Below are 24,502 nucleotides of genomic sequence, written 5' to 3' on the forward strand. Positions count from 1 at the left end.
CGACGCGCCGCCTCCCATTCACGAACAGCATCGAAGGCGATAATTCCCGTGAGGTCAAGGAAAATGACCGAATCCGACCGGGTTTGAAAATCGATTGCCTGAAATGCCTGAATTGCAGACAAACGTGCACGCGATCTCGTCAGAAGCGCGACTTGAATCGGCAAAGCTCATTTGACGCAGATGTGAGCCGGCGCTGTAAAATCCGTTCCGGGCAATAGCTCGGCGTTACTGCCCCCGGGCACGAAATGCATTGACGTTACGGAACACCTTCGGCCAACGATTACCCATGATTGGCGGTCGATATTGCTTGTGGACAAAATCGGCGCGCGGTCTCAAAGCGCGGAAAGGCCCAGCCTGAGGCCGACCGCGACCATCAATGCACCGGAGATGCGCGGGATCAATTGCCCGGCCGGGACCACCTTCTCCAGGAGAACAAGGATGGCGATGCCGGCGATCCACAGCACGTTCATGACACCACCGACGAACAGCAGGGCCATCAGTGCCCAGCAGCAGCCGAGACAATAGGCGCCATGATCCATGCCAAGCCGAAATGCGCCGAGCGCGGTGGTGCGGAACCCGCCATGGCTGGCCAGGAACGCGATCGGCGCCTGGCATTGGCGCAGGCAGACGCCCTTGATCGGTGTCCATTGGTATAGGCCGGCGGCGATCAGAACGACACCGCCGAGCACCGCGCTGTGCGCCGCCATCGCGGGATCAAGCAAGGCGAAACGAGTGAGCAGCCATTGCGCACCCGTCGCCACGATGCTGAAGACGACCCAGACGACGAGATAGCCGGTAAAAAACCATGCCGTCGAAGCGATAGGCCGGCTGTCCGCCAGCGCCTTGCGGCCAACGCCGGCATAGAGCAGCAACATCGGCGCGACCGACGGCGTCATCATGCCGACCATCATCACGGCCCACATCGTGAAGGTGAAGACGAAATCGGCCGATGCCCAGGCCCGGAAACCCGGCACCACGGCGGCGCCCATATCCATGCCGCCCATATTCATGCTCGCCATGTCCATCCCGGCCACGTCGCCTGCCTCGCCGCCCGACACCGGGCTACCCATGTCGGCGGCTAGCCAAAGAACATAGGCCCAGGCGAACACGGCAATGACGGCAAGCGCGGCCGTCACGACCGCGCGGTCGCGCCGCAGCACCGCCTCGAGAGCCGTGTCGCCCATTGGATCAGATCAATGCACGATGCCGCTCTGCGTGAGATGCAGGTTGGCGAAATGACTATGCGTGTCCGCCACCTCGAACTTGATCGGGCTTGTCGTCTTGGTCCAGCCGCGCCCGACCTCGGCGATGGCGTATTCGAAGCCGTGCGGCAGGTCGATGCGCGCCCGGTGCTCGGCGCCGGTGACCGGGTTCTTGATCGGCTCACCACGGCCGTCGGTTACGCCCTTGACGTGCAGCCGGCCGGTTCGCCCATCGACGTCGACCTCGAAATCGATCGCGGCGAAAATCGGATCGTGGAACTTCTCCAGGGTGGTCGAAAAGACCTGGAATATTGTCGCGCCTGGCACGGTGTCCTGACCGCCCAGTATGCGGAGCAGGGCTTCGCGTTGGGCTTCGCTGGCCCTCTCGTCGATAACCACCGCGGCCTCGCCCCTGCCCTGGTGTATCGCGCCGGGCCAGCTGAAGATGCCGACGAAGCGCAGCCCGTCGAGCTTGGTGTCGCCGTGGTGGCCGGTCTCGATCTCCATGCCGGCGACGGCTTGGCAGAATCCGTATGTCGGCATGGCATTGAACTGGCACGGGCAGCCATAGGCACAATTGCAGTTGATGAATTCGCGCGCCTTCATCGTCCATTTGACGTCAGGCATGACATTCCTCCCCTTTCCGCTCGCTGAGCGGGATACCCGGATGGGGATCAGGAGATAACCGGCAAGAACCATCCGGCAGCATCTGATTGAAGCATCCGGCGATTAACATTAGAAATTTATCATATACCTTTCACAGCCGGCTACAATAGGTTCACCAGCTGACGACCAAGCTTCCGACAGGGCACCGCCGCGCGTGGTTGGTCCGATTCCGGATCAGATCGCGGGCTGTCTTCCGGACCAGGAATTGGCATATTCAAAGTCCATTCCTGGCGAACGGTGGGCTGTTGCACGGTCCACGACGCCGCATTATGGCTAGCGCCTTGTTAAACAAGGCGACCAAGAATGGCGAAAGACGGCAGCGAGCAGGGTTCCGGCACGATGGGCATCAACACGCGGCTCGCCCATTCGGGCAACAACCCGCATGACTATTTCGGCTTCGTCAACCCGCCGGTCGTGCATGCCTCGACCGTGCTGTTCCCAAATGCCGCCGCGATGGCCGCACGCAGCCAGAAGTACACTTACGGCACGCGCGGCACACCGACGACGGACGCTCTTGCGCATGCCATTGACGCGCTGGAAGGCTCAGCCGGCACGATCGCGGTGCCGTCGGGCCTGGCGGCGGTGACCGTGCCGCTGCTCGCCTTCGTATCGGCGGGCGACCATCTGCTGATCGTCGATTCCGTCTATCATCCCACGAGAAACTTCGCCGACACGATGCTGAAGCGGCTCGGCGTCGAGGTCCAATATTATGCTCCCAATATCGGCGCCGGCATCGCGGCGTTGATCAAGCCGAACACCAGAGTGGTGTTCACCGAATCGCCGGCCTCCAACACGTTCGAGGTGCAGGACATCCCGGCGATCGCCAAGGCGGCGCACGCGGCCGGCGTCATCGTGATGATGGACAACACATGGGCGACGCCGCTCTATTTCCGGCCGCTCGACCATGGCGTCGACATCTCGATCCATGCGGCGACGAAATATCCGGCGGGCCATTCCGACGTGCTGCTCGGCACGGTCTCGGCCAATGAGGCCTGCTGGACGCAACTCTACGAGAGCTTTTGCACGCTTGGCTGCTGTGCTGGACCCGACGACGTCTACCAGGTGCTGCGCGGCCTGCGCACGATGGGTGTGCGGCTCGACCGTCACCAGCGCAGCGCACTCGCCATCGCCTCGTGGCTCGAAGGCGAAAAGGGCGTGGCGCGCGTGCTCCACCCTGCCCTTCCCAGCCATCCCGACCACGATCTCTGGAAGCGCGACTTCCGCGGTTCGAGCGGCATCTTTTCCATCGTGCTGGCCGGTGGTGGCCAGCAGGAGCAGCACGCTTTCCTCGACGCACTGCGGATCTTCGGTCTCGGCTACTCCTGGGGAGGCTATGAGAGCCTCGCGGTGCCGGTCTGGCTTGGCGACCGCGTCGTTGCGAAAGGCCCTTACGAAGGTCCGCTGATACGACTGCAGATCGGCCTCGAGGATATCGACGACTTGAAAGCCGACATCCGGCGCGGGCTTGCGGCAGCGGCGCGCGCGGGCTGACCTCAAACAGAGTCAGCAAAGGGCCGCAAGCCCTTGACGCTGATGACAAAGCGCGAGGCGCTGCCAGCACTCCGGCGAAGATCGGTGCGCAATATTATTCTCCTACGTCATGACTTTACGGATTTGTTTGACTTTCAAATCGGCGAATTCGGCTGCATTGCGTGCCGCACGCATCCTCGACAGATTCAGTCCTCGCAAAGTTTTCCAATGGCCTTTCGTCTTTTTGTCCCCATCCTCGCCGGCGCCACGCTGCGCGAACGCATCCTGGCGTGTATCGGCGCCACGATCGGCATCGCGCTGACGGGCGTGATCAGCGGGCTGGCGATGGGCGGCGGCCCGCATGTGGCCCTGCTGGTCGCGCCGATGGGCGCATCCGCCGTGCTTCTGTTCGCCGTACCGGCCAGCCCGTTGGCGCAACCCTGGTCGATCATCGGCGGAAATTCCATATCGGCGCTGGTCGGCGTGACCGTGGCGCATTTCATCCATGATCCGGTGATGGCCTCAGGGCTCGCGGTGGCGCTCGCCATCGCCGCGATGTCGTTCACGCGCTGTCTTCATCCGCCAGGCGGCGCCGCCGCGCTGACGGCGGTGCTCGGCGGCCCGGCCGTCATCAGCGCGGGCTTCCTGTTCCCGTTCGTGCCGGTGGCCTTGAATTCGACCATACTGGTGGCGCTTGGCTTCCTTTTCCACAAGCTGGCGCGGCGCAATTACCCGCATGTCGCGGCACCAGCCGCCAACAGCCACGGCACCGCCGATCCGCCGGCTCAGCAGCGCGTCGGTTTCCGGCCCGAGGATATCGACGCGGCGCTGACCACACTTGACGAGACCTTCGACATCGACCGCGACGACCTCGAACGGTTGCTGAGACAAGTCGAACTGCAGGCCATGGTGCGCTCGCACCGCACGCTGCTGTGCGAGGACATCATGTCGCGCGACGTGGTTTCGGTGTCCGAGCAAGCCACCGCCGACGAGGCGCGCCAGCAACTGATCGATCACAATATCCGTACCTTGCCGGTGGTCGACGCGGATGCCCGGCTGGTTGGCGCCGTTGGCCTGCGCGAGCTGACGAAAGCTACCGACACGGTGAAGAGCGTCATGGCAAAAGCCGGCACCGCCTCGCCCGAGACACCGGCGATGAGCCTGCTCCCAGTGCTGACCGACGGCCGCAGCCATGCCGTGGTCATCGTCGACGGCGAGCGGCATATTCTCGGCCTGATCACGCAGACCGACCTCTTGGCGGTGGCCGCACGCATGCAGCGGGCAGACAAGGGATTGGCGGCAGCCTAGAATAGGGAACCCGGATCCCTCTGGCCCGGGAACCTTTTGCCGGCAGGCGCATCCAATGTGCAGCATTTGCACGAGGAGATCCGGTCGCGATGAGCAAGCAGCCAATGCCCGCCACGGTGCCCGCGGTTGCCGAAAGCCTTTCCGGCGACATGCAGCTCGTCCACCGCGCGCTGACCCGTGACCCGGATGCATTTCGCGCCATCATGAAGGTATACAACCAGCGGCTCTACCGCATCGCGCGCGGCATTCTGCGCAACGACGCCGAAGCCGAGGACGTCGTCCAGGAGGCCTATGTCAGCGCCTTCGCCAGCCTGGCGGCGTTTCGCGGCCAATCCACGCTCGCCACCTGGCTGTCGCGCATCGTCATCAACGAAGCGCTCGGCCGCCTGCGCAAGAGACGTCGCACGGTGGAGATGCCTGCCGATCCGGAAGCGCGGATAATCAGGTTTCCCCTCAAATCCAACGACGATCCGGAGCGGACGATGGCGCAGCGGCAGATTCTCGCACTTGTCGAACGGGCGACCGACAGCCTGCCCGACATCTACCGCATGGTCTTCGTCGCCCGCGTCATCGAGGGCCTGAGCATGGAGGAAACCGCCGATTTGCTTGGCGTGCGGCCAGAGACCGTCAAGACGAGGCTGCACCGGGCGCGCGCCCTGTTGCGCAAGGCGCTGGACGATGAAATCGGCCCTGTGCTGCTCGATGCCTTCCCCTTCGCGGGTCGGCGCTGCGAGCGACTGACCCAGGCGGTGATGGGACGGCTGGGTTTCGAATGATGCCGTCCTGATTTTCCGGGAACGTTTCTCCCCGCCCCGCATCCAATGAGCGTCAACTGCAAATTCGAGCCCGGCGCCTCCGCGCGGCCGGGCCAAGGAGGATGCCATGTTCACCCGATATACCGTCGCCCTTGCCGCCCTGCTTCTCGTCGGCGCTGCCCCGGTCTCGCAAGCCGCCGACAAGCCGACCGACCCGCAGATCGCCCATATCGCCTATACAGCAGGCGTCCTCGACATCGAGGCGGCCAAGCAGGCGATCAAGAAGTCAAAGAGCAAGGAGGTCGTCGATTTCGCCAAGGACATGGAGCGCGACCACGAAGCGGTGAACAAGCAGGCGCTCGATCTCGTCAAGAAGCTCAAGGTGAAGCCCGAGGACAACGCTACCAGCCAGGCGCTGACGAAGGCGGCGAAGGAGGAACGTGCCAAGCTCGCCAAGCTGAAAGGGGCGGCCTTCGACAAGGCTTATATCGAAAACGAGGTCGCCTATCACAAGCAGGTCAATGGCGCGCTCGAAACCCTGCTCATTCCCTCGGCCAGCAATGCCGAGCTGAAGAGCCTGCTCGAGACCGGCCTCAAGATCTTCCAGGGCCATGAGCAGCATGCCGAACACGTCGCCGGCATGCTGAAATGAAAGCGGGCGCCTTGGGTCTTCTGGCGCGGCTGGTCGTGCTGGCGTTGGCATCCACAGCGCCGGCAGCGGCGGCAACCATCCAGGTCACCGTCGACAAGCTCGTCTTTTCGCCGGCCAGCGTCGATGCCAAGGTCGGCGACACGATCGAGTGGGTGAACAAGGACGTGATCGCCCACACGGCTACCGTGAAGGGCGGCTGGGAGGTGATAATTCCGCCGAAGAAGTCGGCAAGCATGACGCTGAAGACGGCGCAAACGGTCGACTATTTCTGCCGCTTCCACCCCAACATGAAGGGACGCTTGCTGGTGGCGCCGTGATCCAGGGCCGAGGAGGCCCGCCTTGCCTCCTCGGGCCGCGCGACATGCGTCCAGGATCCGCCGTGTCCAGGCCTGTGCCTGCTGATCCAGGCATCTAGCGCCTCGCGCAAATCGGCTGTCGGGGCCATACGGGCGAACTGCTCGGCCTCGACCAGCAAGCCTTCGGCGATGCTCAGATTGAGCCCTCGCGTCACCGCCGTGAGGATGCCCGCGGCTGCCAGTCCGGAGTGCCGAAGGATACGCCTGGCCAGATTGAACGCAGCCGGCATCAGATCGTCATGCGGAACCACCTGATTGACGAGGCCAAGGTCAAGAGCCCGCTGTGGCGGGAACCAGTCGCCGGTCAAAAGCAGTTCGAGCGCGCGCTTGCGCCCGGCGAGCCTGGGCAGGCGCTGCGTTCCGCCGAAAGTCGGCGGCATTGCCAGAGTGATCTCCGGCTTGGCGAACAGCGCGCGGTCGCTGGCAATTGCAAGCGGCACGGCTTCCGTGATTTCGCAGCCGCCGCCGAAGGCGAGGCCGTTGACGGCTGCGATGACAGGCTTGCGAAAGGCTTCCAGCCTTGCCGTCAGCCGCTGTCCCCGCATGACGAAGTCTCGCAGCGCCGTCTCGGCGCCCAGCGCCACGCTGGCCGAGAACTCCTCTATGTCGGCGCCCGCCGAGAAGGCCCGCTCGCCGGCGCCCGTCAGAATGACCGCGCGGATGCGGTCGTCGACTTCAATGTCATCGAGTGTCGCGAGCAGGCGATCGATCAGCGCATAGTTCAACGCGTTCAGCTTTTCCGGGCGGTTGAGGGAAAGGACGGCAACGCCTTCCCTGTTTTCGTTCAGGACAAGATCGGTCATCTGGCTTCCTCCAGCATGGTGATGAGATGGAAGGTTACGCCATTCGCGCCTTGTGTATATTCACTAGTCGGTATACTTAAACCCATGCCCGAAGCACAAAGTCCTACCCGCAAGCGCATTGTCGACGCAGCAACCAGGTTGTTTTACGCGGAGGGGATCGGCCGTGTCAGCGTCGATGCCGTCGCCGAGGAAGCGGGTCTCACGAAGCGGACGCTCTACTACCACTTCAAGAGCAAGGACGACCTCATCGCAGCCTATCTCGACGGCCGCGATCAGCCCAATCTGAAACGGATGGCCGGCTGGTTCGAGGCTGAACAAGGTGGTGTGGACAGCAAGGTCCAAGCCATCTTCGCCAACCTGGCCCGGGCCACGCGCCATCCGAAATGGAAGGGATGCGGCTTCCTGCGCACCGCCGCGGAGCTTGCCTCCATGCCAGGGCACCCGGCGGTCAAGGTCGGGGCGCGGCACAAAAGCAATTTCGAGACATGGCTGGCGGCAGAACTGTCCGGCCACCATATCGAGGGGCCGCGGGCGCTGGCGCGCGAGATCGTGCTGCTGATCGACGGCTGCTTTTCGATCATGCTCATCCATCGCAACCCCGACTACGTCGAAGCAGCCGGACGAGCCGCGGCCACGCTTGTCAGGGCGCGAATGTCGGGCAGCCAGGCCTAGGGGCTACCCCCCGAACGCCAGCCATCCCGTACCGGCCAAGAGCGTAATCAACGTCAGCGGCAGGCCGACCTTGAAGAAGGCGCCGAAAGACAACGGCGTGCCTGCGGCCTTGGACTGCTCGGCGACGATCAGATTGGCGACCGAGCCGAGCAACGTGAAGTTACCGGCGAGCGTCGAGCTCATGGCCACGACCAGCCAGGCGCGCTCGGGGTTTTCCAGGCCGGGTATGAAAGGCCTGAGCGCCAGCACGGCCGGAACATTGCTCATGACGTTGGACAACACCGCGGTGAAACCCGAAAGCCTCCAGACATCGTCGAGCCCGATGTTCTTGGCCGAGGCGATCATCTCAGGTGTCAGCAGCGTCTTTTCCGCGCCGGCAACCACCACGAACAGTCCCGCGAACATGAACAGCAGCGGTCCGTCGATCTCGCGGTAGATGCGCGATGGCTTGATGGCGCGGGTCAGCAGCAGAATGGCGCCGCCAATGAGCGCCGCCTTGGCTACGGGAACACCAGCGAAGAAGGCGATCGCCAGTCCGATGCAGACGACCACCGCCTTCAGCACCTGGCCGCGATGCATGCGGCCACGCGAGATGTGTGGCGTCAGTTCGCCGTTGCGGGTAAATTCGGCACGGTAGACGATGCGCACGATGACGATGACCGCGACAAGGCCGAACAAGGCGACCGGCGCGAGTGCCGCCGAAAAGGCCGGATAGGAAATGCCCGACAGCGCGCCGATGACCATGTTCTGCGGATTGCCCGTGATGGTGGCGACGCTGCCGCAGTTCGAAGCGGTGGCGGTGGCGATCAGATAGGGGATCGGATTGCGGTTGATGATGCGGGTAACATGGACGACGATTGGCGCCATGACCAGGCAGATGGCATCGTTGACCAGGAAGGCCGACAGCACGCCGGTGAGGAGCGTCACCATCACCAGCAGCATGAATGGTGCATGCGCGTGCTCGATGGCGATGGCGCCAAGACCGCGAAAGGCACCCGACACCTTCAGATGAGCCACGACGATCATCATGCCGAGCAGAAGGGTGATGGTGTCGAAATTTATGGCCCGGTAGGCATCCTCCATGCTGAGCGCGCCGATGGCGATCATGGCCGCGCCGCCAAGCAGCGCGATGCCTGCCCGGTCGAGCCGCAAGCCAGGTATCCGGCCGATTGCGACGCCGGCATAGGTCAAGATCAGGATCAGCAGTGCCGCGGCGCCCGTCAATGTCATCGGTAGAAGCCCTGCTCGATCTGTCTGCGCGCCGATGCCGGCCGCCCCGCGATTCACGTGATGCCAGCTTTAGCGCGATGTCGGGATCGATGCCAAACGGGGTACGTGGATTGCTGGCCGAGGGTGTCTGGAAAGCCGGACGGCGTGGCGCCGCTAACGCCGATAGAAGTCCAACCGCTGTTGCACCGCCCGCGGCGAAAACAGCTGCTCGACGGTTCGCCGCGCCTTCTGACCCACGGCCAACCGCAGTGCCGGGTCGGCTTTAAGCTCGGCCAGGATCCGTGCTCCCTGTTGCGTCGTTTCGAACAGGAAACCGTTTTCGCCATGCCTGATATGATCGGCGTAGCCGCCATGCGAATGGCAAACGACCGGCAGGCCGCAGGCCATCGCCTCGAACACCACACGGCCGAACGTCTCCACATGCGAGCCGGTGCGATAATAGAAGACGTCGAGCGTCGGCAAAAACTGTTCGGCGGCAAATTCACCCTGCGGCAGGAGCTCGAGTTGCGAATGCGGCGCAAGCCTGTCCTTGAGCGGCATGCCGCCCTGAATCCGCACCGCGTCGCCGTCGGCCAGCAATGCCTTATAGAGCGCCACATCGTCGGCATGATGCTTGTCCGCCATATCGCGGCTCAGTCGCCCTACCGTGAACGGACCGTTTGGCCTTGCCTGCCGTGGCGAGAAGCGCTCGATGTCGATGGGTGACGGATGCACGACGCCCTCGACCCGCAGCATGCGTTTCTGAAAGTCGGAGATCAGCACCAGTTCGGCACCGGGCCAACCCAGCAGGCGCGGCCTGTGGGTCGTCAGGGCGATGATCTTGGGATGAAAGGTGTTGAAGACATAGATCAGCCGACGCGGTCGCGGGATCAGATAAGGCCACATCTTGTTGCGCCAATGCGCGCCAAGAAAGACATAGGTGCCGCCAGCCGGCACATTGCGTGTTGCAGGCGAGACGCGGCGTATCGGAAATTCCTGCATCAGGTCCTCGGATACGCGCGACGAGGTTGCCCAGAGGCGCACCTGCGAGTCGGCGCTCAACAGCCGATACAACTCCAGGGTTTCGCGCTCACTGCCGCCAAACGGGTTCTGAAAGCCGTTGAATAAGTGGATCATGATCGCGGTGCTTACCGGGCCCAGGGCCTTTGGCCATTCAATTCCCTGCATCCCCGGGCCGTGCCGTACCCGCGAACCGCACGATCGAGGGACTCAAGAAGCAGGATTGTTTCTGGCGATGTTCCATACATCACTTGCGCGGAGGAAGCACACAGACAGGGATGCGTCAAGGAAGCGGTCGGTGCCAGCCGACTGTAAGGCTGCCCTCAGTGGACGGTGGCGGCGCTGAGCGGAGACACTAGAGCGGCTTCCGCCGGATCGAAGCTGACCTGATCGCGTCCATTCGACTTGGCGGCATAAAGCCGTCTGTCGGCGGCGGAGAATATTGCCTCGTAGGTGGTCGGCCCGCTGAAGCTGGTGCCGCCGATGCTGACGGAAAGCGGACAGGACCGGCCATCGGGCGAAAAGTCCATTTCGCGTATCCGTCGGCGGATGCCTTCGGCAACCAGCCAGGATTGCGAGGGGTCGACGCCGGGAAGGAACACGCCGAACTCCTCGCCGCCGATCCGGCCGACGATATCGGTGCCGCGCAGCTGGCCCTTGATCGCCTGCGCGATCAGTTTAAGCGCCTGGTCGCCGCAATCATGGCCGAGGCGGTCGTTGATCGACTTGAAGTGGTCGGCATCGATGATCAGCAGCGCGCCGGTACGGGTCTCTTCCTGCTTGCGGGTCTGTTCGAGATAGGCCTCGACCAGCATCGAGAAGGCGCCGCGGTTCAGCACCGCCGTCAGGCTGTCCGTCGCGGCAATGACGCTGAGGTCGCGCTGGGCTATCGCCAGCTGGCGGATCTTCCACGTCAGGAAAAACAGAAACGAGCCGCCGAGCACCAAGGGCAGCAGAAGGTCGGTCAGCTTAGCGCGCCAGACAGACTCGGGCGAAAGATACGGGAAATTGAACGAATCGACGAAAAACGCCACGGCAATGAAGAATGCCGTGCCGGCGGCGGTGACGGCCATCACCCTGCCCCAGCTGGTGGGCGACAGGTCCAGCTTCATCCCTTTTCACTCCGTTAGCCGTCCCTACTATGACGTGCCAACGCAAACAAAATGATAAGACTTTCCTTTCAATTCGAGATCAGGTGACGACGAGACGAGATCAGGGGCCGGGCGCTGGAGCACGATCGCCCAACAGGCGGCCGTGCCCCAATGGAGGACGCGATTTGCTCACCGGATTTCGGACAAGGGAAATTCCGAAGTCAGCGGCTGGGCGCCGGCCCAACCGCTTCGGCGACGAAGGATGCCGCGATCAGGTCGTCGGCATCCAGTTGCAAGGAACCGTCGCCAGATCCCATGATGGCGGCCACCTTGTGAAAGGTTTTCATTTCATGGCCGGAAATTTCGGCGTCTTGCATTCGGGCCCTGAGATCGGCGATACGCCGCCCCAAGGCAGGGGACGTTCCAATTTCACGTTTCGACATAGCCTTGTTTCTCCTCCCCCAACCCGCGCTTGTTTTGCCCACCCGTTCGCTTGCCCGCATAGTGCCTTTTATGAGGCTCCACGAATACAAGGCCCCGAACGCGTAGTCTTGGCCAAGGTTCCAACAGGGCCGGATCACGAAATAATTCCAGAGCCCTGTGCGGGCCGAACTCTGTTCCGGCTTCCGGCAAGCGGCGTGGCAGCACTGGCAGGCAGGGGTAGGATCGCGCGACCGCGTGAGGTAATGCAACATAAGCCATTGTGCCCTTCCCGAGAGATGGGTGACAGTTCATTCCGGATAGATGGGTTACACTTTCGGCCCTTTGCAAGGAGAGCAAGGTGCCTTGGAAGGAGTGTAACGTCATGGACGAGCGGCTGAAGTTCGTCGCGCGGCTGCTGGACGGCGAGAAGATGGCCGTGCTTTGCCGTGAGTTCGATATCTCGCGCAAGACCGGCTACAAGATCCTCACGCGCTACAATGATAGCGGCTTGGAGGGGCTGACGGATCGATCGCGCCGGCCCTATCGCCATGCCAATCAGCTTCCGTTTCAAATCGAGAAGCTGATTGTGCGTCTGAAGCAAGACAAGCCGACTTGGGGTGCGCCGAAGATACGCGAGCGGCTGGCCCGGCTATATCCGGATGTGCACCGGCCCGCGATTTCGACCGTGCACGCCGTGCTCGACCGGCACGGGATGGTCGAGCACCGCAAGCGAAGGCGCAACAGGGCGACGGGAACACCGCTTTCCAACGGCTGTCGGCCCAACGATCTTTGGTGTGCCGACTACAAGGGCGAGTTCATGCTCGCCGATCGGCGCTATTGCTATCCGCTGACGATCACCGACTTCGCCAGCCGTTATCTCATCGCCTGCGAGGCGCTGTCGACCACGAAGGAAGCCTATGCCTTCACCGTGTTCGAAAGGGTTTTCAAGGAGTTCGGCCTGCCCAGCGCGATCAGGACCGACAATGGTGTTCCCTTCGCCAGCCCCAATGCGCTGTTCAACCTCAGCAAACTGTCGGTCTGGTGGCTGCGCCTGGGCATCGACATCGAGCGCATCAAACCGGGCTGCCCGCAGCAGAACGGGCGCCATGAACGCATGCACCTGACCCTGAAGAAGGAAACCACCAAACCGGCAGGCGCCAACTTTCTGCAGCAGCAGGCCAGGTTCGATGACTTCATCGACGAGTTCAACTCAGAACGCCCCCACCAGGCCCTCGGCATGGACTGTCCGGCAGAGCGTTACGCACCCTCAACGCGACCCTATGCCGGCCTGCCAGATCTCGATTATCCGTTTCACGACAAGGCTGTCATCGTCACTACCTGCGGCCGCATCTGCTATAACAGAAAGAAGATCAACCTCAGCCTCGTTTTCGCCGGCCAGAGCGTCGGCATCAAACAGGTCGAGGACCATATCTGGCTGGCTAGCTTCATGGACTATGATTTGGGATATTTCGACGATGAGACATGCAGGCTCGAACCACTCCAAAACCCCTTCGGGCCAAAAGTGTTACCCATGTCTCCGGTATAAACCGTAACCTATGTGTCCGGAACGGACCTTGAAATTATTGGCGATCCCGACAGGATTCGAACCTGTGACCATCGGCTTAGAAGGCCGGTGCTCTATCCAGCTGAGCTACGGGACCGTCGGCCGGCCAACGGCCGGCTGGATGCTTGGGCCTGCCGCCTTTCAGTGCGTCCAGGGCGTCCTGCGGTCATAGCGGAAATTCTCCGCATAAGAAATCTGGCGGCGCTTGGTCTCTTTCGGTTCCTCGACACGGAAGGCAAGCCCTTCCTTTTCCGCGTAGGCCACCGCTTCTTCGCGGGTGTCGAAGGTGAGCCGGATCTGGCTTCTCATGTCACCCGACGTGGTGTAGCCCATCAAGGGATCGATCTTCTTGCGCATCTCGGGGTCGAATTCCAGCACCCAATGGCCGGTCTTGGCCTTGCCGGACTGCATCGCGGTTTTGGCTGGGCTGAAAATGCGCGCGGACATGGCCACCTCTTTGTTGGCAAGGCGGCATCGCCGCCTCTTCGCCCGTCATTACTGCGCATTGGCAGCGGCGGCAAGGTTTTTGCACTTGCCATGTACCACCGAAATGAATAGGCAACAGACCGTTCGGAGTGTAGCGCAGGCTGGTAGCGCATCTGGTTTGGGACCAGAGGGTCGGGAGTTCGAATCTCTCCACTCCGACCATTTCTCATTTAAAATGCGACACCGATGGCACCGAAGGGGTTTTGGCCCTTATCGGCGTGTCATTATTTCATGCTCGCTTCCATCGGCATTGCTGGCTTAAGCTGCGGCAAACGGGGGTTGGCGGTGCTTGGGATCGATACTTGGGTGTCGCTGTTCGGGCCGGCCTATTTCGCCTATGCGGGCGTGACGGTTCCGTTCATGGTGGCATGGGCGATCGCCTGTGCCGCCTTGACGACGTGGAACAATCGCGAGAGCCGCAGGCACGGCAGGCTCGCACCTGGCATCGTCGCCTCCCGTTCGTGGGCAGCCAGCATCGGGATTTTTGTGCTGGTCGCGGCCTGCTATATTGCCGCGCACTCGGCCGTCTATCTGTTGGTCCGGCATTTCGTCAGAATGTGGCTGTGATTGGCCGCAAGCTCACCGGCCGGCAGTGTTACGTTGAGAGCACACCCTCTATATCGGTTTTCGAAAAATCGGCTCCGACATACAATAGCCGGCAAGCGTGCTCCTTCGCCACCTCGTAGGAGAAACAATCGCCGAAATTGAGCGCGGCCGGATGGCTGCCCTTGCCCCATCGCGCATAGGCTTCGGCGATACGCCGGGCCGAGGCCGGCGTTACCACCACCACCTCGAAACCAAGCCCGTCAATCAGGCTGGACAGCTCGGCGGCGACGCCACGATGGGCCGCGACGATCAGCGCCTCGGCAACGGTGCCGGCGGAGATCAGGAGGTCGTTCTCGGCTGCGAGCGCGGCCATGCAGGCGTCGGCCTGAAGTTCATTCAGGACGATCGCCATAAGCGCCGACGTATCGACCGCGATCATTCTGGCATGCCGTCATCGCCATAAAGGAAGTCCTGGCTGCGGGCAGCGGATGGTCCGGCCTTCATCTTGGCCGCCCCTGCCGCACGCGCCGCTTCCATGAGCGTCCGGCGACCTTCCTTGCCGGGCATTGCCTTGATGGGAACCAGCCGCACGGCCGCATGGCCGTGACGGGTCAGAATGACCTCGTCGCCCGCCTCAGCGCGGCGCACCAGCTCGGTCAGCTGTCCCTTGGCGTCGGTAACGGATACCTGCATCGAATACTCCGCATGGACCATTCTCCGGTCCAAATCTTTCAATCGAGAAATAGACCATCGAGTGGTCTATTTCAAGAGTTTCGACAATGCGGGGGTGGTCCGTGTCGTTGGGGTGGATGTCCGCTGCGGCGGCACCCGCTCGATGCATTTTGAACGCAAGCTCGCCGGGCGAGAACCCCAACCGCCTCAGTCCCGGCGAGCCTACAACCTGATTTGGAACGCAATCAGGACCGGGGTTAGCCGGCAAGCTCACGCAGCAAGATAAGTGCCAGTCTTGTTTCTCAAAATGGGACTCAGTCGAGACGAGGACAGGTGGAAGCCTGAAGTCATCAAATCTCGAACTCGCCCTGCCCTTCGTCCATGGCATTGATGGTTTCGGCGGCCAGCGTCCTTGTAATCGGCATCTTGCGCTCCAGGGCGCTACGATCCAGGCGCTCCACCACACGCATCGCGGTTGCCAGAGAACGCTCGATGCGCCGCACCAAATACTGCACGACATGCGGCTCGACCTCGACCTGGCGGTCGGCGAACAGCTTGGTGATGACACCGGCGAGCAGGAGATCATCGGGCTCATGGATCTCGACGGTCGCCGCAGCCTTGAGCCGCGATGCAAGATCGGGCAGCGATACACCCCAGGCCGAGGGAAAGCGGCGTGCGGTCAAAAGCAGCGTCGAGCCGGCGCCACGCACCGCATTGATGAGATGGAACAGGCCCAGTTCGTCGACCGCGCGTGCGTCGACATCATCGATCAGGGCCGGGCGGGCACCAAGATTTGCGATGCTGTCGCCAATGCGCCTGGCGTCGACAGTCACCGCCTTGGCGCGCGCACCCCAGATCGAGGCCAGATGCGTCTTGCCGGAGCCGGCTGGGCCCGCCAGCACGACCACCGGTGCTGGCCAATCCGGCCAGCGGTCGACCAGTGCGGCCGCCTGGTTGTTGGTACCGGAGACGACCAGCTCATCACGCGAGTAACCGGTGCCATGGCCGAGATCGAGCGGCAACTGGCGTGGCGGGTCGGTTCGCTGCGCGGTCACTTCAGCGACGCGGTTGCGAGCGGTGGCCGCCGCCGCGATCGGCTGGCAATGCCGGCGCGGGTTCTGTCGCATGGCCTTTGTAGAGCGGCGATTCGAGATAACGGGCGATGGCAAATCGCACCAGCACCGCAACCGCCGCCGAAGCCGGCACGGCAATCAAAAGGCCGACGAAGCCGAACAGAGCGCCGAAGGCGAACAGCGCGAACATCAGCCATACAGGATGCAGGCCGACGCTTTTGCCGACCAGCCTGGGCTGCAGGATGTTGCCTTCGATGAACTGGCCGATGAAGAAGACCACCGCAACCGCGACGATCATCGTCCAGTCCGGCCAGAACTGAACGAAGGCGACGCCGACGGCCAGCACCAGCCCGGTCAATGAGCCGACATAGGGGATGAAGGAGATCAGCCCGGCGAACAGGCCGATGAGGATGGCGAAGTTCAGCCCGGTCAGCGTAAGGCCGGTGGCGTACATGGCGCCCAGCACCAGGCAGAGCGTACCCTGGCCGCGCACGAAGCCAGCGGTGGCGGTGTTGACGTCGCGCGCGATGGCGCGGACCGTGGCGACGTTGTCGCGCGGCACCCAGCTGTCGATGACCGCTACCATGCGGTCCCAGTCGAGCAGCATGTAGAAGGCCACTACCGGCGTCACCACGAACAGGCTGACCACCGAGACCAGCGCCACGCCCGAACTCCAGATCGAAGTGAAAACCGTCGTGAGCAGGCCGAAACCGGAGGTCAGCAGCGAGTTCAGCCCATCGCGCAAGCCATTGGCGTTGACGCCGAATTTCTGTTCCAGCCACTTCGGATCAAAGGAGGTGATCAGGCTCTGCAGCCGGGTCAGGTACTCCGGCAGCTTGCCGGCGAAATCGGCCATCTGTGTCGCCAGCACCGGAATGAGGATGACGAAGGCCAGCACCAGCACGATCAGGAAGGTGATGAGGATGACCACCGTCGCCATGAAGCGGCTGAGGCCGAGCCGCTGCAGACGGTCGGCGACCGGATCGAGGAAATAGGCAAGCACCATGCCGGCGACGAAGGGCAGCAGGATGTCGCTGAACACATAAAGGAAGAGCGCCAGGATCGCGGCCCCCGCCAGCCAGAAGAATATCTGGCGGCGGAACGTGGACGAGGCCTCGGCCTCTGCCGCCGTCTCGCCTTCCGGCACGACGACAACCATCTGGCCGTCGTCGGTCTTGCCCAGCGCCGCCGCCTTGCGGGCGGCCGGCTTGCGGGCAGGCTTGCCGTCGATGGGCTTGTCAGCCTGATTTACCGCCTTCGCCATAGCCGCTCATATGCCTCAGCCAAGCCACGAGATAGGCCGCGGCCGAAGCCACGGTCAAGACCCCGGACAGCAATATGAGGCCTGGCCGCAGAGGGTCGAGGTGCACGGCAAAGGCGAGTTCGCCCAGCACAACCGCCGCCAGCACGATCTGGACGGCGGTATTCGCCTTGGAGACCAGGAACGGTTTGATCTCGACCGGATGGGCCATCGCCGTGGACAACAGGACCGCGCAGACGATCAAGGCGTCACGCGACACCATGGTGACGACCAGCCACAGCGGCAACTGCCCGATGATGCCCATGACGACGAACACCGAAACCAGCAGCAGCTTGTCGGCGATCGGATCGAGATAGGCGCCGAACCTGGACTGCTGGTTGAAGCGGCGGGCGATGAAGCCGTCGACGCCGTCGGAAATGCCGGCAACGACGAAGCCGGCAAAGGCCCAGTCCCAACGCGCCTGCAGCATGGCCAACACCACGGCAGGCACCAGGACAACGCGCAGCATGGTGATCAGGTTGGGGATGGTCAACGCATTGTCCCGCCGTATTATGCGTTGAGATAGATGAGGGAGATGGAGGGCCGAGGCAAGGGAGAGCCGGCTGGGCCAGCCGCAAGCACTGAGTGCGATGCCCCCCGGCTATCCACGCTTTTGTCGGCCAAACGAAGCCCGGTTCGGCCGTTATCCTTGCGGACCGAAACCGTTCATGCGAAGAGCCCGCAAACGAGCAGGAACATTGCGATGAGCAAGCGCGAAACCGGCCAGCATAAAACGGGCCAGAACAAAACGGCCAAGCGCGGAAACGGGCTCACCTATGCGCAGGCGGGCGTCGATATCGATGCCGGCAACCTCATGGTCGAGAAGATCAAGCCGCTGGTGCGCGCGACGCGCAGGCCGGGCGCCGATGGCGAGATCGGCGGCTTCGGCGGCCTGTTCGATCTGAAAGCGGCCGGTTTCACCGATCCGGTGCTGGTAGCAGCCAATGACGGCGTCGGCACCAAGCTCAAGATCGCCATCGAGGCGGGAAAACACGACACGATCGGCATCGACCTTGTCGCCATGTGCGTCAACGACATCGTCGTGCAGGGCGCCGAACCGCTGTTCTTCCTCGACTATTTCGCCACCGGCAAACTCGATCCCGATCAGGGTGCCGCGATTGTCGGCGGCATCGCACAGGGCTGCCGTCAGGCCGGCTGCGCGCTGATCGGCGGCGAGACGGCGGAAATGCCGGGCATGTATCACGGCAAGGACTATGACCTTGCTGGCTTTGCCGTGGGCGCGGCCGAACGCGGCCAGCTCCTGCCCACCGACGACATCGTCGAGGGCGACGTGCTGCTCGGGCTGGCCTCTTCTGGCCTGCATTCGAATGGTTTCTCGCTGGTGCGCCGCATCGTCGCCGCCAGCGGTCTGGCGTGGAACGATCCAGCACCGTTCAACGACGAGGCGAAGCTTGCCGAGGCACTGCTCGAACCCACCCGCATCTACGTCAAGTCGATCCTCAAGGCGATCCGCAACACGCATGGCATCAAGGCGCTGGCGCACATCACCGGCGGCGGTTTTCCGGAAAACATTCCGCGCGTGCTGCCCAAGGACTTTTCCGCCGAACTTGACCTCAATGCCATCGACGTGCCGCCGGTGTTTTCCTGGCTGGCCAAGACAGGCGGCGTGGCGCCGGAGGAGATGATGCGAACTTTCAATTGCGGCATCGGCATGATTTTGGCTGTCGCTTCCGGTCAGGCGGCGCAGGTCGCGGCCGTGCTGCAGGAAGCCGGCGAGACGGTGACGCCGATCGGCCGCATCGTGCCGCGTCGCGACGCCGGCGTCATCTATCGGGGTTCGATCGGCCTATGAGCACGCAGAGAAAACGCACCGTTGTCCTGATTTCGGGGCGCGGCTCCAACATGACCGCGCTGATCGCGGCGGCCAGCGATCCGGCCTTCCCGGCCGAGATTGCCGGCGTCATTTCCGACAAGGCGGACGCCGCCGGCCTCGGCATCGCCAGGGCACGCGGCATCGCCACCCAGGTGATTTCCCGCGCCGACCATGGCAGCAAGCAGGCGCATGACGCGGCGATCGACGCGGCACTTGCGGCCTTCAACGCCGACATCGTGGCGCTGGCCGGCTATATGCGCATCCTGACCCCCGGCTTTGTCCAGAAATGGCAGGGCCGCATGATCAACATCCACCCTGCCCTGCTGCCGGCCTTCAAGGGGCTCGACACCCATGCGCGCGCGTTGGCCGCCGGCATCCGCATCCATGGCTGCACGGTGCATTTCGTCACGTCCGAGATGGATGATGGCCCGATCATCGCGCAAGCGGCCGTGCCGGTGATGGTCGGCGACAATGCCGATACGCTGGCCGCGCGCGTGCTCAAGGCAGAGCACCGGCTCTACCCGCTGGCGCTTGGACTGGTCGCCGAAGGCAAGGCACGCATGGAGGCCGGGCATACGGTTCTTGCCCACTTCGCCGACGATGCCGACAACGGCACCTCGGTGGTGATGGCGCCCGATCCGCTGCGCGAGGAAGCCGACCTCGAGCACCTGGCGCGGATCACGCCCTGAGCGAGAGCGCAGCGATGAAACAGCTGCTCCTGCTGCGTCACGCCAAATCGAGTTGGGACGACCCTGACCTCGACGATTTCGACCGACCGCTGGCGGAACGTGGGTTGAAGGCGGCCCGGCTGATCGGCCGCGAGCTTGGAGCGCGCAACTGGCTGCCGGATCAGGCGCTGGTGTCGCCGGCGCTGCGCACCCGCGATACCTGGCGGCTGGTGGCGGCGGAACTGCCAGTGCATCCCCGGGTCGCGTTTGCCGAGGCGCTCTACGATGCCGCAGCGGCGGATATTCTGGGTCAGCTACGCAAAGCGGACCCTTCGACCAGCTGCCTGCTGGTTCTCGGCCACAATCCGGGCCTTGAGGAGCTGGCAAAACAGCTTGCCGGACCGGGATCGGAGGCGAAGGCGCGCAAGAGGCTCGAGGAAAAGTTTCCGACAGCAGCCCTCGCGCGCTTCGTCCTTGAAGACGATTGGTCCGGGGTGTCGGCCGCCAGGCTGACACATTGCCTGCGGCCGAAGGATCTGAGCTAGAAGTCTAATGTCCGCGGGTGCGGCAGATCAGACCCGCCGCAGCCGCGACATCAGTTACCCCAGATGCCCTGGCCAGGCTCGGGCCAGTCGGTGGCTGGCTTCATCTTGGTGTCGGCGGTCTTGTGTTTGATCATATCCGTGTCGTTGACGGCGCCCGTGGCGGCGTGATCCACGCCGGCGACCGGGGCGACCGGCTGGTTGGCATTGTCGGAGCCATAGTGGTCGCTGCCGGCGAATGCACCCCCGGCTGCGACAAGGATAGCGGCGGTAGCGAGAGCAAGTCTGTTCATTTCAATCTCCTGTTCATCCGTTGGGCGGCGTCTTGGGAGGACGGTTCCGCTGAGGAGAAGACCAGAAGCAGCCTGGTTTTATTCCTGGACGTGAGATGTTTCTGCCGACTGGTAAGATCGGCGGCCTTCGGTCTGAACCTCAAAACAAGAGCGGCGGGCCAGGCCCACCGCTCTTTGTCGTCAAGCCAGGCGAGGCCGGCGTGGATCAGTTGCCCCAGTTGCCCTGGCCGGGATCAGGCTGATTGGAATCGGGCGTCAGCTTGAAACCGCGGTGTTCGACCGGCTTGCGGATCGAAGCCGTATAGCTGTGGTCGATTTTACCCGCGGGCGCGGTGACCGCCGGCTGATTGACATTGTCAGAGCCATAATTGTCGCTGCCGGCGAAGGCGCCGCCCGTGGCAACGAGAATGGCGGCGGCGGTAAGTGCGATCCTGTTCATTTCTTTACTCCGATAGGTCTGGTCTGTCCGTCAAGTGGCGTGCCTTTGGGAGGAATTTCGCGTCGCTCGGACCAGCTGAAAGTGGGTTTTTCGTTCGTCGGCTTCCAATCACGAAGATGTTCCTTCACGGCCCGATTTCGGACATCGAGGCTGGGGCACGGATTCGGCAGAAGTGTTTTTTATCAACGTTATCAGTCTCTTGTTGCGCAACTCACGGAGTATCACGCTTTGTTTCGCCGAGGGGGCGTTCGCCGGGCGTTCACGGAGCGTCAACATTAATTGAACCGATTGGTTCGATCCGTGATCGGCGCGCTGGCCGGCACTTGTTCGACGGCTATCCGGCACGACTGAACCCGACTGGCTCGCCTGATTCCATTTGTCACAAAACAAGAGCGGCGGGCCAGGCCCACCGCTCTTTGTAGTCACGCGATGCTAGAAGGGATTAGCGGCCCCAGATGCCCTGGCCCGACTGAGCCGGAACGTTGGCATTGGCATCGGCCTGCGCCTTGTCCGCCTTCAGGATCGAACCGGTGTGGAAGGTGTCGACGTTGGAGGTCGACTGGCTGGCAACCGGCTGGTTGGCGTTGTCGGAACCGTAGTTGTCGCTGCCGGCAAAAGCGGTGCCAGTGGCAACGAGGATGGCAGCGGCGGTGAGTGCGATCTTGGTCATTTCAAGTACTCCTGAATTCAAAGTTGGATGGATTGGCAGTCGCGATTAGCGGCCGAAGAGGTTGCGGTCAGCGCCCTGCGGAGCCTGGACCGACGCGGCCGTCGACTTCGAGGTCGAAGCAGTGACCGAATGGTCGACAGTGGCGGCAGGCTGGTTGGCGTTGGCCGAGCCATAATTGTCGCTGCCGGCAAAAGCAGTGCCCGTGGCAACGAGGATGGCGGCGGCGGTAAGAGCGATCTTGGTCATTTTATTTACTCCAGAATTTCTTTGTTCTGTCCGTCTAGTGGCGTGCCCCTTGGGAGGATTTCGCGTCGCTCGGACCACCTCCAAATGGGGAAGGCCTTTTGGAATTACCAGTCGCGTCGGTTTTGCAGTATTTCATCATATTATGGACAATGCATATTGCATTGCAGCATTTTCAGCCTGAATTCTCAAACATTTTCAGTAGATTAGCGTTTCTCCCGCAGACGCAAACACCAACCGACTCACGCCTATTGTTCACTGTTTACGATACAATCCGTCAACCAGAACCGAACCGTTCGGTTCGATTTATGTTTCAAACGAGGCATCTAGCCCGCGAAAAACCATCGCCGGCCGCAGCCAAACCGCATTTGCCTTGCGTTGCGATCGATACTATCGATCATCCGGGTCCGATTGCCGAATGGATCGTCGATCGAGCCTTGGTGGCCGTTGAGACCGAAGTGGATGCTGGAACGGCAATAGACATGCGATTGCTGCTTGTGGAGGACAATCGCGAACTGGCGGACTGGCTAGGCAAGACCTTGCGCCAGGCGAATTATGTCGTCGACATCGTCCATGACGGCGAGGATGTCGAGCACGCGCTTGCCGCCGGCGACCACGCGCTTGTCATTCTCGACCTTGCGTTGCCCCGCATGGGCGGACTGGAAGTGCTGCGCATGCTGCGAGCCCGCGGCAACCGGGTGCCGGTGATCGTACTGACTGCCAATGCCAGCCTCGATGGCCGGGTCAAAGGCCTCAACGAAGGCGCCGACGACTATCTGGCGAAGCCCTTCCAGGTAGAGGAACTCGAAGCGCGCATCCGCGTGCAACTGCGCCGCGCCAATGACCGGACGGCACCGGTCGTTGCCTGCGGCGACCTCATCTTCGACACCAACACCAGGCTGTTTTCGCTCGGCGGTGAAACACTGGCCCTGACACCGCGCGAACATGCAGTGCTTGAACAATTGATGATCAAGGCGGGACGTACGGTAAGCAAGGCCGCCCTGTCGGCGGCGGTCTACGATTTCGAGACCGACGCCGATCCAAGCGCCATCGAGATCTATGTGCACCGTGTGCGCAAGAAGCTCGAGGGGTCGCGGGTCCAGATCACCACTTTGCGTGGCCTCGGCTATCTCTTGCGCCATGAGGACCTGGCGCCATGATGATTTGGCGCTATGAAGACTAACAGCCTGCGCCTGCAATTGCTGGCCTGGGTCGTGCTCCCCCTGGCCGGGCTTGCGACCATCAATCTGTGGACCAGCCAGCGCAACGCTCTGGCGACCGCCGATCTGGTCACCGACCGCATGCTGGTCGGCTCGGCCCGCGCCATCGCCGAGCAGGTCGCCATGGCCGATGGCGTACTCGATGCCACCATCCCGCCGGCGGCGATCGAGATGTTCGATACCGGCGATCGCGACAGCGTCTACTATCGCGTCGAGACCGCCGGAGGACGGTTGCTGACCGGTTACCCCGATTTGCCGCAAGCGCCGCGGCATGCGAGCGTCGAGGCGAGCTATCGCGACCATATGTTGCGGCTCTTGACGCTCAGCCACGCGGTGATCGGCGCCGGCGGCGATTCCCCCATAACGGTCACCGTGGGCATAACGCTCTCCGGGCATGATGCGATGGTGAAGCGGCTGTGGTTCAGCGCCTTCGTCCAGCAACTGGCGCTGGTGGCGATCGCCGGCGTGTTCGTGCTGCTTGGCCTGCGCCGCGGCCTGGCGCCATTGATGAGCCTGCGCGACGCGGTGCGTTCGCCAAGCCGAAGCGACCTCGATCCGGTTGACGCGCCGGGCGCGCAGAGCGAAATCCGGCCTCTGATAGAGGCGCTCAACGCCTACATGGAACGGGTGCGCGCGCAGATGGGAGCGCAGCGCCGTTTCATCGCCAATGCCGCACATCAATTGCGCACGCCGCTGGCGCTGCTATCGACGCAGGCAAGCTATGCGCTACGCGAAACCGCCATCGATGCGCGCCAGGAAGCGCTGGTGGCGCTGCAGGCCAGCTCCGGCAAGCTGGCGCGGCTGGCCGAACAATTGCTCACCCTGTCGCGTGCCGAGCCTGGCAGCCGGCGGCCACGCGCCGATCGCATCGACCTGACAGAAGCCGCCCGCCATGTACTGGAAACGCAGGCGCCCGCGGCGATCGCCCGCAAGATCGATCTCGGGCTGGAGGAAACAGGGCCGGTTGCAGTCATTGGCGACGGCACCATGCTGCGCGAGATGATCGTCAATCTTGTCGACAACGCGCTGCGTTACTCGACGGCAGGCGCCAGCGTGACGGTGAAGCTGGCCGCCATCGATAGCGAAGCCGTGTTGACGGTAGCCGATGACGGACCCGGCATCCCGGCCGAAGAGCGGGATCACGTGTTCGAGCGCTTTTATCGCATCGCCGGTTCGACCGAGGAAGGCAGCGGCCTGGGCCTCGCCATCGTGCGCGAGGTTGTCGAGAATGCCGGCGGCCGCGTCACCCTCGGGGATGGCGCGGCCGGCGGTCTGGTGGTCGAGGTCAGGTTGCCCCTGGCCTGAACCGACCCGCACCAAGCGCG

30 protein-coding genes and 2 tRNA genes are annotated in these 24,502 nt (G+C 62.9%); 14 read left to right on the top strand and 18 right to left on the bottom strand.

The window, feature by feature from the left end; all coding sequences use genetic code 11:
- Window positions 1-332: 332 nt before the first annotated feature.
- Together MESAU_RS22980 and MESAU_RS22985 are read right to left on the bottom strand one after the other, a co-directional pair.
- Window positions 333-1,184 (bottom strand): DUF2182 domain-containing protein, encoded by an 852-nt coding sequence (locus tag MESAU_RS22980; RefSeq protein WP_015318415.1) that lies wholly within the window; start codon window positions 1,182-1,184, stop codon window positions 333-335.
- A gap of 9 nt (window positions 1,185-1,193) precedes the next feature.
- Window positions 1,194-1,829, bottom strand: coding sequence for a DUF1326 domain-containing protein (locus MESAU_RS22985; RefSeq protein WP_015318416.1), 636 nt, complete (start codon window positions 1,827-1,829; stop codon window positions 1,194-1,196).
- Between the two features lie 342 nt (window positions 1,830-2,171).
- On the opposite strand from MESAU_RS22985, the gene MESAU_RS22990 reads away from it, so the two are divergent.
- The 5 genes from MESAU_RS22990 to MESAU_RS23010 all read left to right on the top strand — a co-directional run bounded on the left by MESAU_RS22990 (window position 2,172) and on the right by MESAU_RS23010 (window position 6,370).
- A complete protein-coding gene (locus MESAU_RS22990) occupies window positions 2,172-3,359 on the top strand; it encodes a cystathionine beta-lyase (RefSeq protein ID WP_015318417.1) in 1,188 nt (395 codons plus the stop codon).
- Between the two features lie 207 nt (window positions 3,360-3,566).
- Window positions 3,567-4,646, top strand: a complete 1,080-nt coding sequence (locus MESAU_RS22995) for an HPP family protein (protein ID WP_015318418.1) — start codon at window positions 3,567-3,569, stop codon at window positions 4,644-4,646.
- Window positions 4,647-4,735: 89 nt separating this feature from the next.
- A complete protein-coding gene (locus MESAU_RS23000) occupies window positions 4,736-5,422 on the top strand; it encodes an RNA polymerase sigma factor (RefSeq protein ID WP_015318419.1) in 687 nt (228 codons plus the stop codon).
- 106 nt (window positions 5,423-5,528) lie between these two features.
- Complete coding sequence (locus tag MESAU_RS23005; protein WP_015318420.1) at window positions 5,529-6,053, top strand: DUF4142 domain-containing protein; 525 nt, start codon at window positions 5,529-5,531, stop codon at window positions 6,051-6,053.
- Entirely contained in the window at window positions 6,050-6,370 is a 321-nt protein-coding gene (locus MESAU_RS23010; protein ID WP_015318421.1) for a cupredoxin domain-containing protein, read from the top strand. Before MESAU_RS23005 ends, MESAU_RS23010 begins: the two co-directional genes overlap by 4 nt.
- On the opposite strand, the gene MESAU_RS23015 is transcribed toward MESAU_RS23010, so the two are convergent.
- The gene (locus tag MESAU_RS23015; RefSeq protein ID WP_015318422.1) at window positions 6,316-7,212 is read right to left on the bottom strand and encodes a crotonase/enoyl-CoA hydratase family protein; all 897 of its coding nucleotides are present in this window, start codon (window positions 7,210-7,212) and stop codon (window positions 6,316-6,318) included. The two genes, MESAU_RS23010 and MESAU_RS23015, sit on opposite strands and share 55 nt — an antisense overlap.
- 84 nt (window positions 7,213-7,296) lie before the next feature.
- Here MESAU_RS23015 and MESAU_RS23020 point away from each other — a divergent pair, with 84 nt between their 5' ends.
- The gene (locus MESAU_RS23020) at window positions 7,297-7,884 is read left to right on the top strand and encodes a TetR/AcrR family transcriptional regulator (protein WP_015318423.1); all 588 of its coding nucleotides are present in this window, start codon (window positions 7,297-7,299) and stop codon (window positions 7,882-7,884) included.
- Window positions 7,885-7,887: 3 nt separating this feature from the next.
- Here the strand turns inward: MESAU_RS23020 and MESAU_RS23025 are convergent, their stop codons facing one another.
- The 4 genes from MESAU_RS23025 to MESAU_RS23040 all read right to left on the bottom strand — a co-directional run bounded on the left by MESAU_RS23025 (window position 7,888) and on the right by MESAU_RS23040 (window position 11,647).
- A complete protein-coding gene (locus MESAU_RS23025) occupies window positions 7,888-9,114 on the bottom strand; it encodes an anion transporter (RefSeq protein ID WP_015318424.1) in 1,227 nt (408 codons plus the stop codon).
- 153 nt (window positions 9,115-9,267) lie between these two features.
- Entirely contained in the window at window positions 9,268-10,230 is a 963-nt protein-coding gene (locus tag MESAU_RS23030; RefSeq protein ID WP_041163868.1) for a glycosyltransferase family 4 protein, read from the bottom strand.
- Between the two features lie 206 nt (window positions 10,231-10,436).
- A complete protein-coding gene (locus MESAU_RS23035) occupies window positions 10,437-11,225 on the bottom strand; it encodes a GGDEF domain-containing protein (RefSeq protein ID WP_015318426.1) in 789 nt (262 codons plus the stop codon).
- A 200-nt stretch (window positions 11,226-11,425) separates the two neighbouring features.
- Window positions 11,426-11,647 (bottom strand): hypothetical protein, encoded by a 222-nt coding sequence (locus MESAU_RS23040; RefSeq protein WP_015318427.1) that lies wholly within the window; start codon window positions 11,645-11,647, stop codon window positions 11,426-11,428.
- Between the two features lie 338 nt (window positions 11,648-11,985).
- On the opposite strand from MESAU_RS23040, the gene MESAU_RS23045 reads away from it, so the two are divergent.
- A complete protein-coding gene (locus MESAU_RS23045; RefSeq protein WP_041163264.1) occupies window positions 11,986-13,173 on the top strand; it encodes an IS481 family transposase in 1,188 nt (395 codons plus the stop codon).
- Between the two features lie 38 nt (window positions 13,174-13,211).
- On the opposite strand, the gene MESAU_RS23050 is transcribed toward MESAU_RS23045, so the two are convergent.
- Window positions 13,212-13,288, bottom strand: a tRNA-Arg gene (locus MESAU_RS23050).
- A gap of 44 nt (window positions 13,289-13,332) precedes the next feature.
- Window positions 13,333-13,638 carry an ETC complex I subunit gene (locus tag MESAU_RS23055; protein WP_015318428.1) on the bottom strand — a complete coding sequence of 102 codons (306 nt, stop codon included), beginning with the start codon at window positions 13,636-13,638 and terminating at the stop codon, window positions 13,333-13,335.
- Window positions 13,639-13,762: 124 nt separating this feature from the next.
- Here MESAU_RS23055 and MESAU_RS23060 point away from each other — a divergent pair.
- A tRNA-Pro gene (locus MESAU_RS23060) sits at window positions 13,763-13,839 on the top strand.
- Window positions 13,840-13,863: 24 nt separating this feature from the next.
- Window positions 13,864-14,244: a hypothetical protein gene (locus MESAU_RS23065; RefSeq protein ID WP_224682403.1), complete on the top strand. Its 381-nt coding sequence runs from the start codon at window positions 13,864-13,866 to the stop codon at window positions 14,242-14,244.
- 28 nt (window positions 14,245-14,272) lie between these two features.
- Here MESAU_RS23065 and MESAU_RS23070 read toward each other — a convergent pair whose 3' ends face one another.
- From MESAU_RS23070 to MESAU_RS23090, 5 genes are all read right to left on the bottom strand, one after another.
- Window positions 14,273-14,662, bottom strand: a complete 390-nt coding sequence (locus MESAU_RS23070; protein WP_015318430.1) for a type II toxin-antitoxin system VapC family toxin — start codon at window positions 14,660-14,662, stop codon at window positions 14,273-14,275.
- Complete coding sequence (locus tag MESAU_RS23075; protein ID WP_015318431.1) at window positions 14,659-14,916, bottom strand: type II toxin-antitoxin system Phd/YefM family antitoxin; 258 nt, start codon at window positions 14,914-14,916, stop codon at window positions 14,659-14,661. The genes MESAU_RS23070 and MESAU_RS23075 overlap by 4 nt, the downstream gene beginning before the upstream one ends.
- Window positions 14,917-15,245: 329 nt before the next feature.
- The gene (hdaA, locus tag MESAU_RS23080) at window positions 15,246-15,950 is read right to left on the bottom strand and encodes a DnaA regulatory inactivator HdaA (protein ID WP_015318432.1); all 705 of its coding nucleotides are present in this window, start codon (window positions 15,948-15,950) and stop codon (window positions 15,246-15,248) included.
- 1 nt (window position 15,951) lies between these two features.
- Complete coding sequence (locus MESAU_RS23085; protein ID WP_015318433.1) at window positions 15,952-17,232, bottom strand: AI-2E family transporter; 1,281 nt, start codon at window positions 17,230-17,232, stop codon at window positions 15,952-15,954.
- Window positions 17,207-17,761, bottom strand: coding sequence for a CDP-alcohol phosphatidyltransferase family protein (locus MESAU_RS23090; protein WP_015318434.1), 555 nt, complete (start codon window positions 17,759-17,761; stop codon window positions 17,207-17,209). Before MESAU_RS23090 ends, MESAU_RS23085 begins: the two co-directional genes overlap by 26 nt.
- 210 nt (window positions 17,762-17,971) lie before the next feature.
- On the opposite strand from MESAU_RS23090, the gene purM reads away from it, so the two are divergent.
- The 3 genes from purM to MESAU_RS23105 are packed head-to-tail and all read left to right on the top strand — an operon-like array spanning window position 17,972 to window position 20,315.
- A complete protein-coding gene (gene purM / locus MESAU_RS23095) occupies window positions 17,972-19,081 on the top strand; it encodes a phosphoribosylformylglycinamidine cyclo-ligase (protein WP_015318435.1) in 1,110 nt (369 codons plus the stop codon).
- Entirely contained in the window at window positions 19,078-19,791 is a 714-nt protein-coding gene (gene purN / locus MESAU_RS23100) for a phosphoribosylglycinamide formyltransferase (RefSeq protein WP_015318436.1), read from the top strand. The genes purM and purN overlap by 4 nt, the downstream gene beginning before the upstream one ends.
- A gap of 14 nt (window positions 19,792-19,805) precedes the next feature.
- Window positions 19,806-20,315, top strand: coding sequence for a SixA phosphatase family protein (locus MESAU_RS23105; protein WP_015318437.1), 510 nt, complete (start codon window positions 19,806-19,808; stop codon window positions 20,313-20,315).
- A 50-nt stretch (window positions 20,316-20,365) separates the two neighbouring features.
- Here the strand turns inward: MESAU_RS23105 and MESAU_RS23110 are convergent, their stop codons facing one another.
- The 4 genes from MESAU_RS23110 to MESAU_RS23125 all read right to left on the bottom strand — a co-directional run bounded on the left by MESAU_RS23110 (window position 20,366) and on the right by MESAU_RS23125 (window position 21,960).
- Window positions 20,366-20,605 (bottom strand): DUF680 domain-containing protein, encoded by a 240-nt coding sequence (locus MESAU_RS23110; RefSeq protein ID WP_015318438.1) that lies wholly within the window; start codon window positions 20,603-20,605, stop codon window positions 20,366-20,368.
- Between the two features lie 205 nt (window positions 20,606-20,810).
- A complete protein-coding gene (locus tag MESAU_RS23115) occupies window positions 20,811-21,044 on the bottom strand; it encodes a DUF680 domain-containing protein (protein WP_015318439.1) in 234 nt (77 codons plus the stop codon).
- Window positions 21,045-21,486: 442 nt separating this feature from the next.
- Window positions 21,487-21,714, bottom strand: coding sequence for a DUF680 domain-containing protein (locus tag MESAU_RS23120; RefSeq protein WP_015318440.1), 228 nt, complete (start codon window positions 21,712-21,714; stop codon window positions 21,487-21,489).
- Window positions 21,715-21,759: 45 nt separating this feature from the next.
- Entirely contained in the window at window positions 21,760-21,960 is a 201-nt protein-coding gene (locus MESAU_RS23125) for a DUF680 domain-containing protein (protein WP_015318441.1), read from the bottom strand.
- A gap of 479 nt (window positions 21,961-22,439) precedes the next feature.
- On the opposite strand from MESAU_RS23125, the gene MESAU_RS23130 reads away from it, so the two are divergent.
- Window positions 22,440-23,117, top strand: coding sequence for a response regulator (locus MESAU_RS23130; protein ID WP_015318442.1), 678 nt, complete (start codon window positions 22,440-22,442; stop codon window positions 23,115-23,117).
- Between the two features lie 12 nt (window positions 23,118-23,129).
- Window positions 23,130-24,482, top strand: a complete 1,353-nt coding sequence (locus tag MESAU_RS23135) for a sensor histidine kinase (RefSeq protein ID WP_015318443.1) — start codon at window positions 23,130-23,132, stop codon at window positions 24,480-24,482.
- The last annotated feature ends 20 nt before the right edge of the window (window positions 24,483-24,502 follow it).

Origin of the sequence: Mesorhizobium australicum WSM2073 (assembly GCF_000230995.2) — a bacterium.
Classification (GTDB): domain Bacteria; phylum Pseudomonadota; class Alphaproteobacteria; order Rhizobiales; family Rhizobiaceae; genus Mesorhizobium; species Mesorhizobium australicum.

Bases quoted from the DNA above. Each gene is read 5' to 3' on its own strand.
- MESAU_RS22980 (WP_015318415.1), bottom strand. From the start codon at position 1,184: ATGGGCGACACGGCTCTCGAGGCGGTGCTGCGGCGCGACCGCGCGGTC.
- MESAU_RS22985 (WP_015318416.1), bottom strand. From the start codon at position 1,829: ATGCCTGACGTCAAATGGACGATGAAGGCGCGCGAATTCATCAACTGC.
- MESAU_RS22990 (WP_015318417.1), top strand. From the start codon at position 2,172: ATGGCGAAAGACGGCAGCGAGCAGGGTTCCGGCACGATGGGCATCAAC.
- MESAU_RS22995 (WP_015318418.1), top strand. From the start codon at position 3,567: ATGGCCTTTCGTCTTTTTGTCCCCATCCTCGCCGGCGCCACGCTGCGC.
- MESAU_RS23000 (WP_015318419.1), top strand. From the start codon at position 4,736: ATGAGCAAGCAGCCAATGCCCGCCACGGTGCCCGCGGTTGCCGAAAGC.
- MESAU_RS23005 (WP_015318420.1), top strand. From the start codon at position 5,529: ATGTTCACCCGATATACCGTCGCCCTTGCCGCCCTGCTTCTCGTCGGC.
- MESAU_RS23010 (WP_015318421.1), top strand. From the start codon at position 6,050: ATGAAAGCGGGCGCCTTGGGTCTTCTGGCGCGGCTGGTCGTGCTGGCG.
- MESAU_RS23015 (WP_015318422.1), bottom strand. From the start codon at position 7,212: ATGACCGATCTTGTCCTGAACGAAAACAGGGAAGGCGTTGCCGTCCTT.
- MESAU_RS23020 (WP_015318423.1), top strand. From the start codon at position 7,297: ATGCCCGAAGCACAAAGTCCTACCCGCAAGCGCATTGTCGACGCAGCA.
- MESAU_RS23025 (WP_015318424.1), bottom strand. From the start codon at position 9,114: ATGACATTGACGGGCGCCGCGGCACTGCTGATCCTGATCTTGACCTAT.
- MESAU_RS23030 (WP_041163868.1), bottom strand. From the start codon at position 10,230: ATGATCCACTTATTCAACGGCTTTCAGAACCCGTTTGGCGGCAGTGAG.
- MESAU_RS23035 (WP_015318426.1), bottom strand. From the start codon at position 11,225: ATGAAGCTGGACCTGTCGCCCACCAGCTGGGGCAGGGTGATGGCCGTC.
- MESAU_RS23040 (WP_015318427.1), bottom strand. From the start codon at position 11,647: ATGTCGAAACGTGAAATTGGAACGTCCCCTGCCTTGGGGCGGCGTATC.
- MESAU_RS23055 (WP_015318428.1), bottom strand. From the start codon at position 13,638: ATGTCCGCGCGCATTTTCAGCCCAGCCAAAACCGCGATGCAGTCCGGC.
- MESAU_RS23065 (WP_224682403.1), top strand. From the start codon at position 13,864: ATGGCACCGAAGGGGTTTTGGCCCTTATCGGCGTGTCATTATTTCATG.
- MESAU_RS23070 (WP_015318430.1), bottom strand. From the start codon at position 14,662: ATGATCGCGGTCGATACGTCGGCGCTTATGGCGATCGTCCTGAATGAA.
- MESAU_RS23075 (WP_015318431.1), bottom strand. From the start codon at position 14,916: ATGCAGGTATCCGTTACCGACGCCAAGGGACAGCTGACCGAGCTGGTG.
- MESAU_RS23085 (WP_015318433.1), bottom strand. From the start codon at position 17,232: ATGGCGAAGGCGGTAAATCAGGCTGACAAGCCCATCGACGGCAAGCCT.
- purM (WP_015318435.1), top strand. From the start codon at position 17,972: ATGAGCAAGCGCGAAACCGGCCAGCATAAAACGGGCCAGAACAAAACG.
- purN (WP_015318436.1), top strand. From the start codon at position 19,078: ATGAGCACGCAGAGAAAACGCACCGTTGTCCTGATTTCGGGGCGCGGC.
- MESAU_RS23105 (WP_015318437.1), top strand. From the start codon at position 19,806: ATGAAACAGCTGCTCCTGCTGCGTCACGCCAAATCGAGTTGGGACGAC.
- MESAU_RS23110 (WP_015318438.1), bottom strand. From the start codon at position 20,605: ATGAACAGACTTGCTCTCGCTACCGCCGCTATCCTTGTCGCAGCCGGG.
- MESAU_RS23115 (WP_015318439.1), bottom strand. From the start codon at position 21,044: ATGAACAGGATCGCACTTACCGCCGCCGCCATTCTCGTTGCCACGGGC.
- MESAU_RS23120 (WP_015318440.1), bottom strand. From the start codon at position 21,714: ATGACCAAGATCGCACTCACCGCCGCTGCCATCCTCGTTGCCACTGGC.
- MESAU_RS23125 (WP_015318441.1), bottom strand. From the start codon at position 21,960: ATGACCAAGATCGCTCTTACCGCCGCCGCCATCCTCGTTGCCACGGGC.
- MESAU_RS23130 (WP_015318442.1), top strand. From the start codon at position 22,440: ATGCGATTGCTGCTTGTGGAGGACAATCGCGAACTGGCGGACTGGCTA.
- MESAU_RS23135 (WP_015318443.1), top strand. From the start codon at position 23,130: ATGAAGACTAACAGCCTGCGCCTGCAATTGCTGGCCTGGGTCGTGCTC.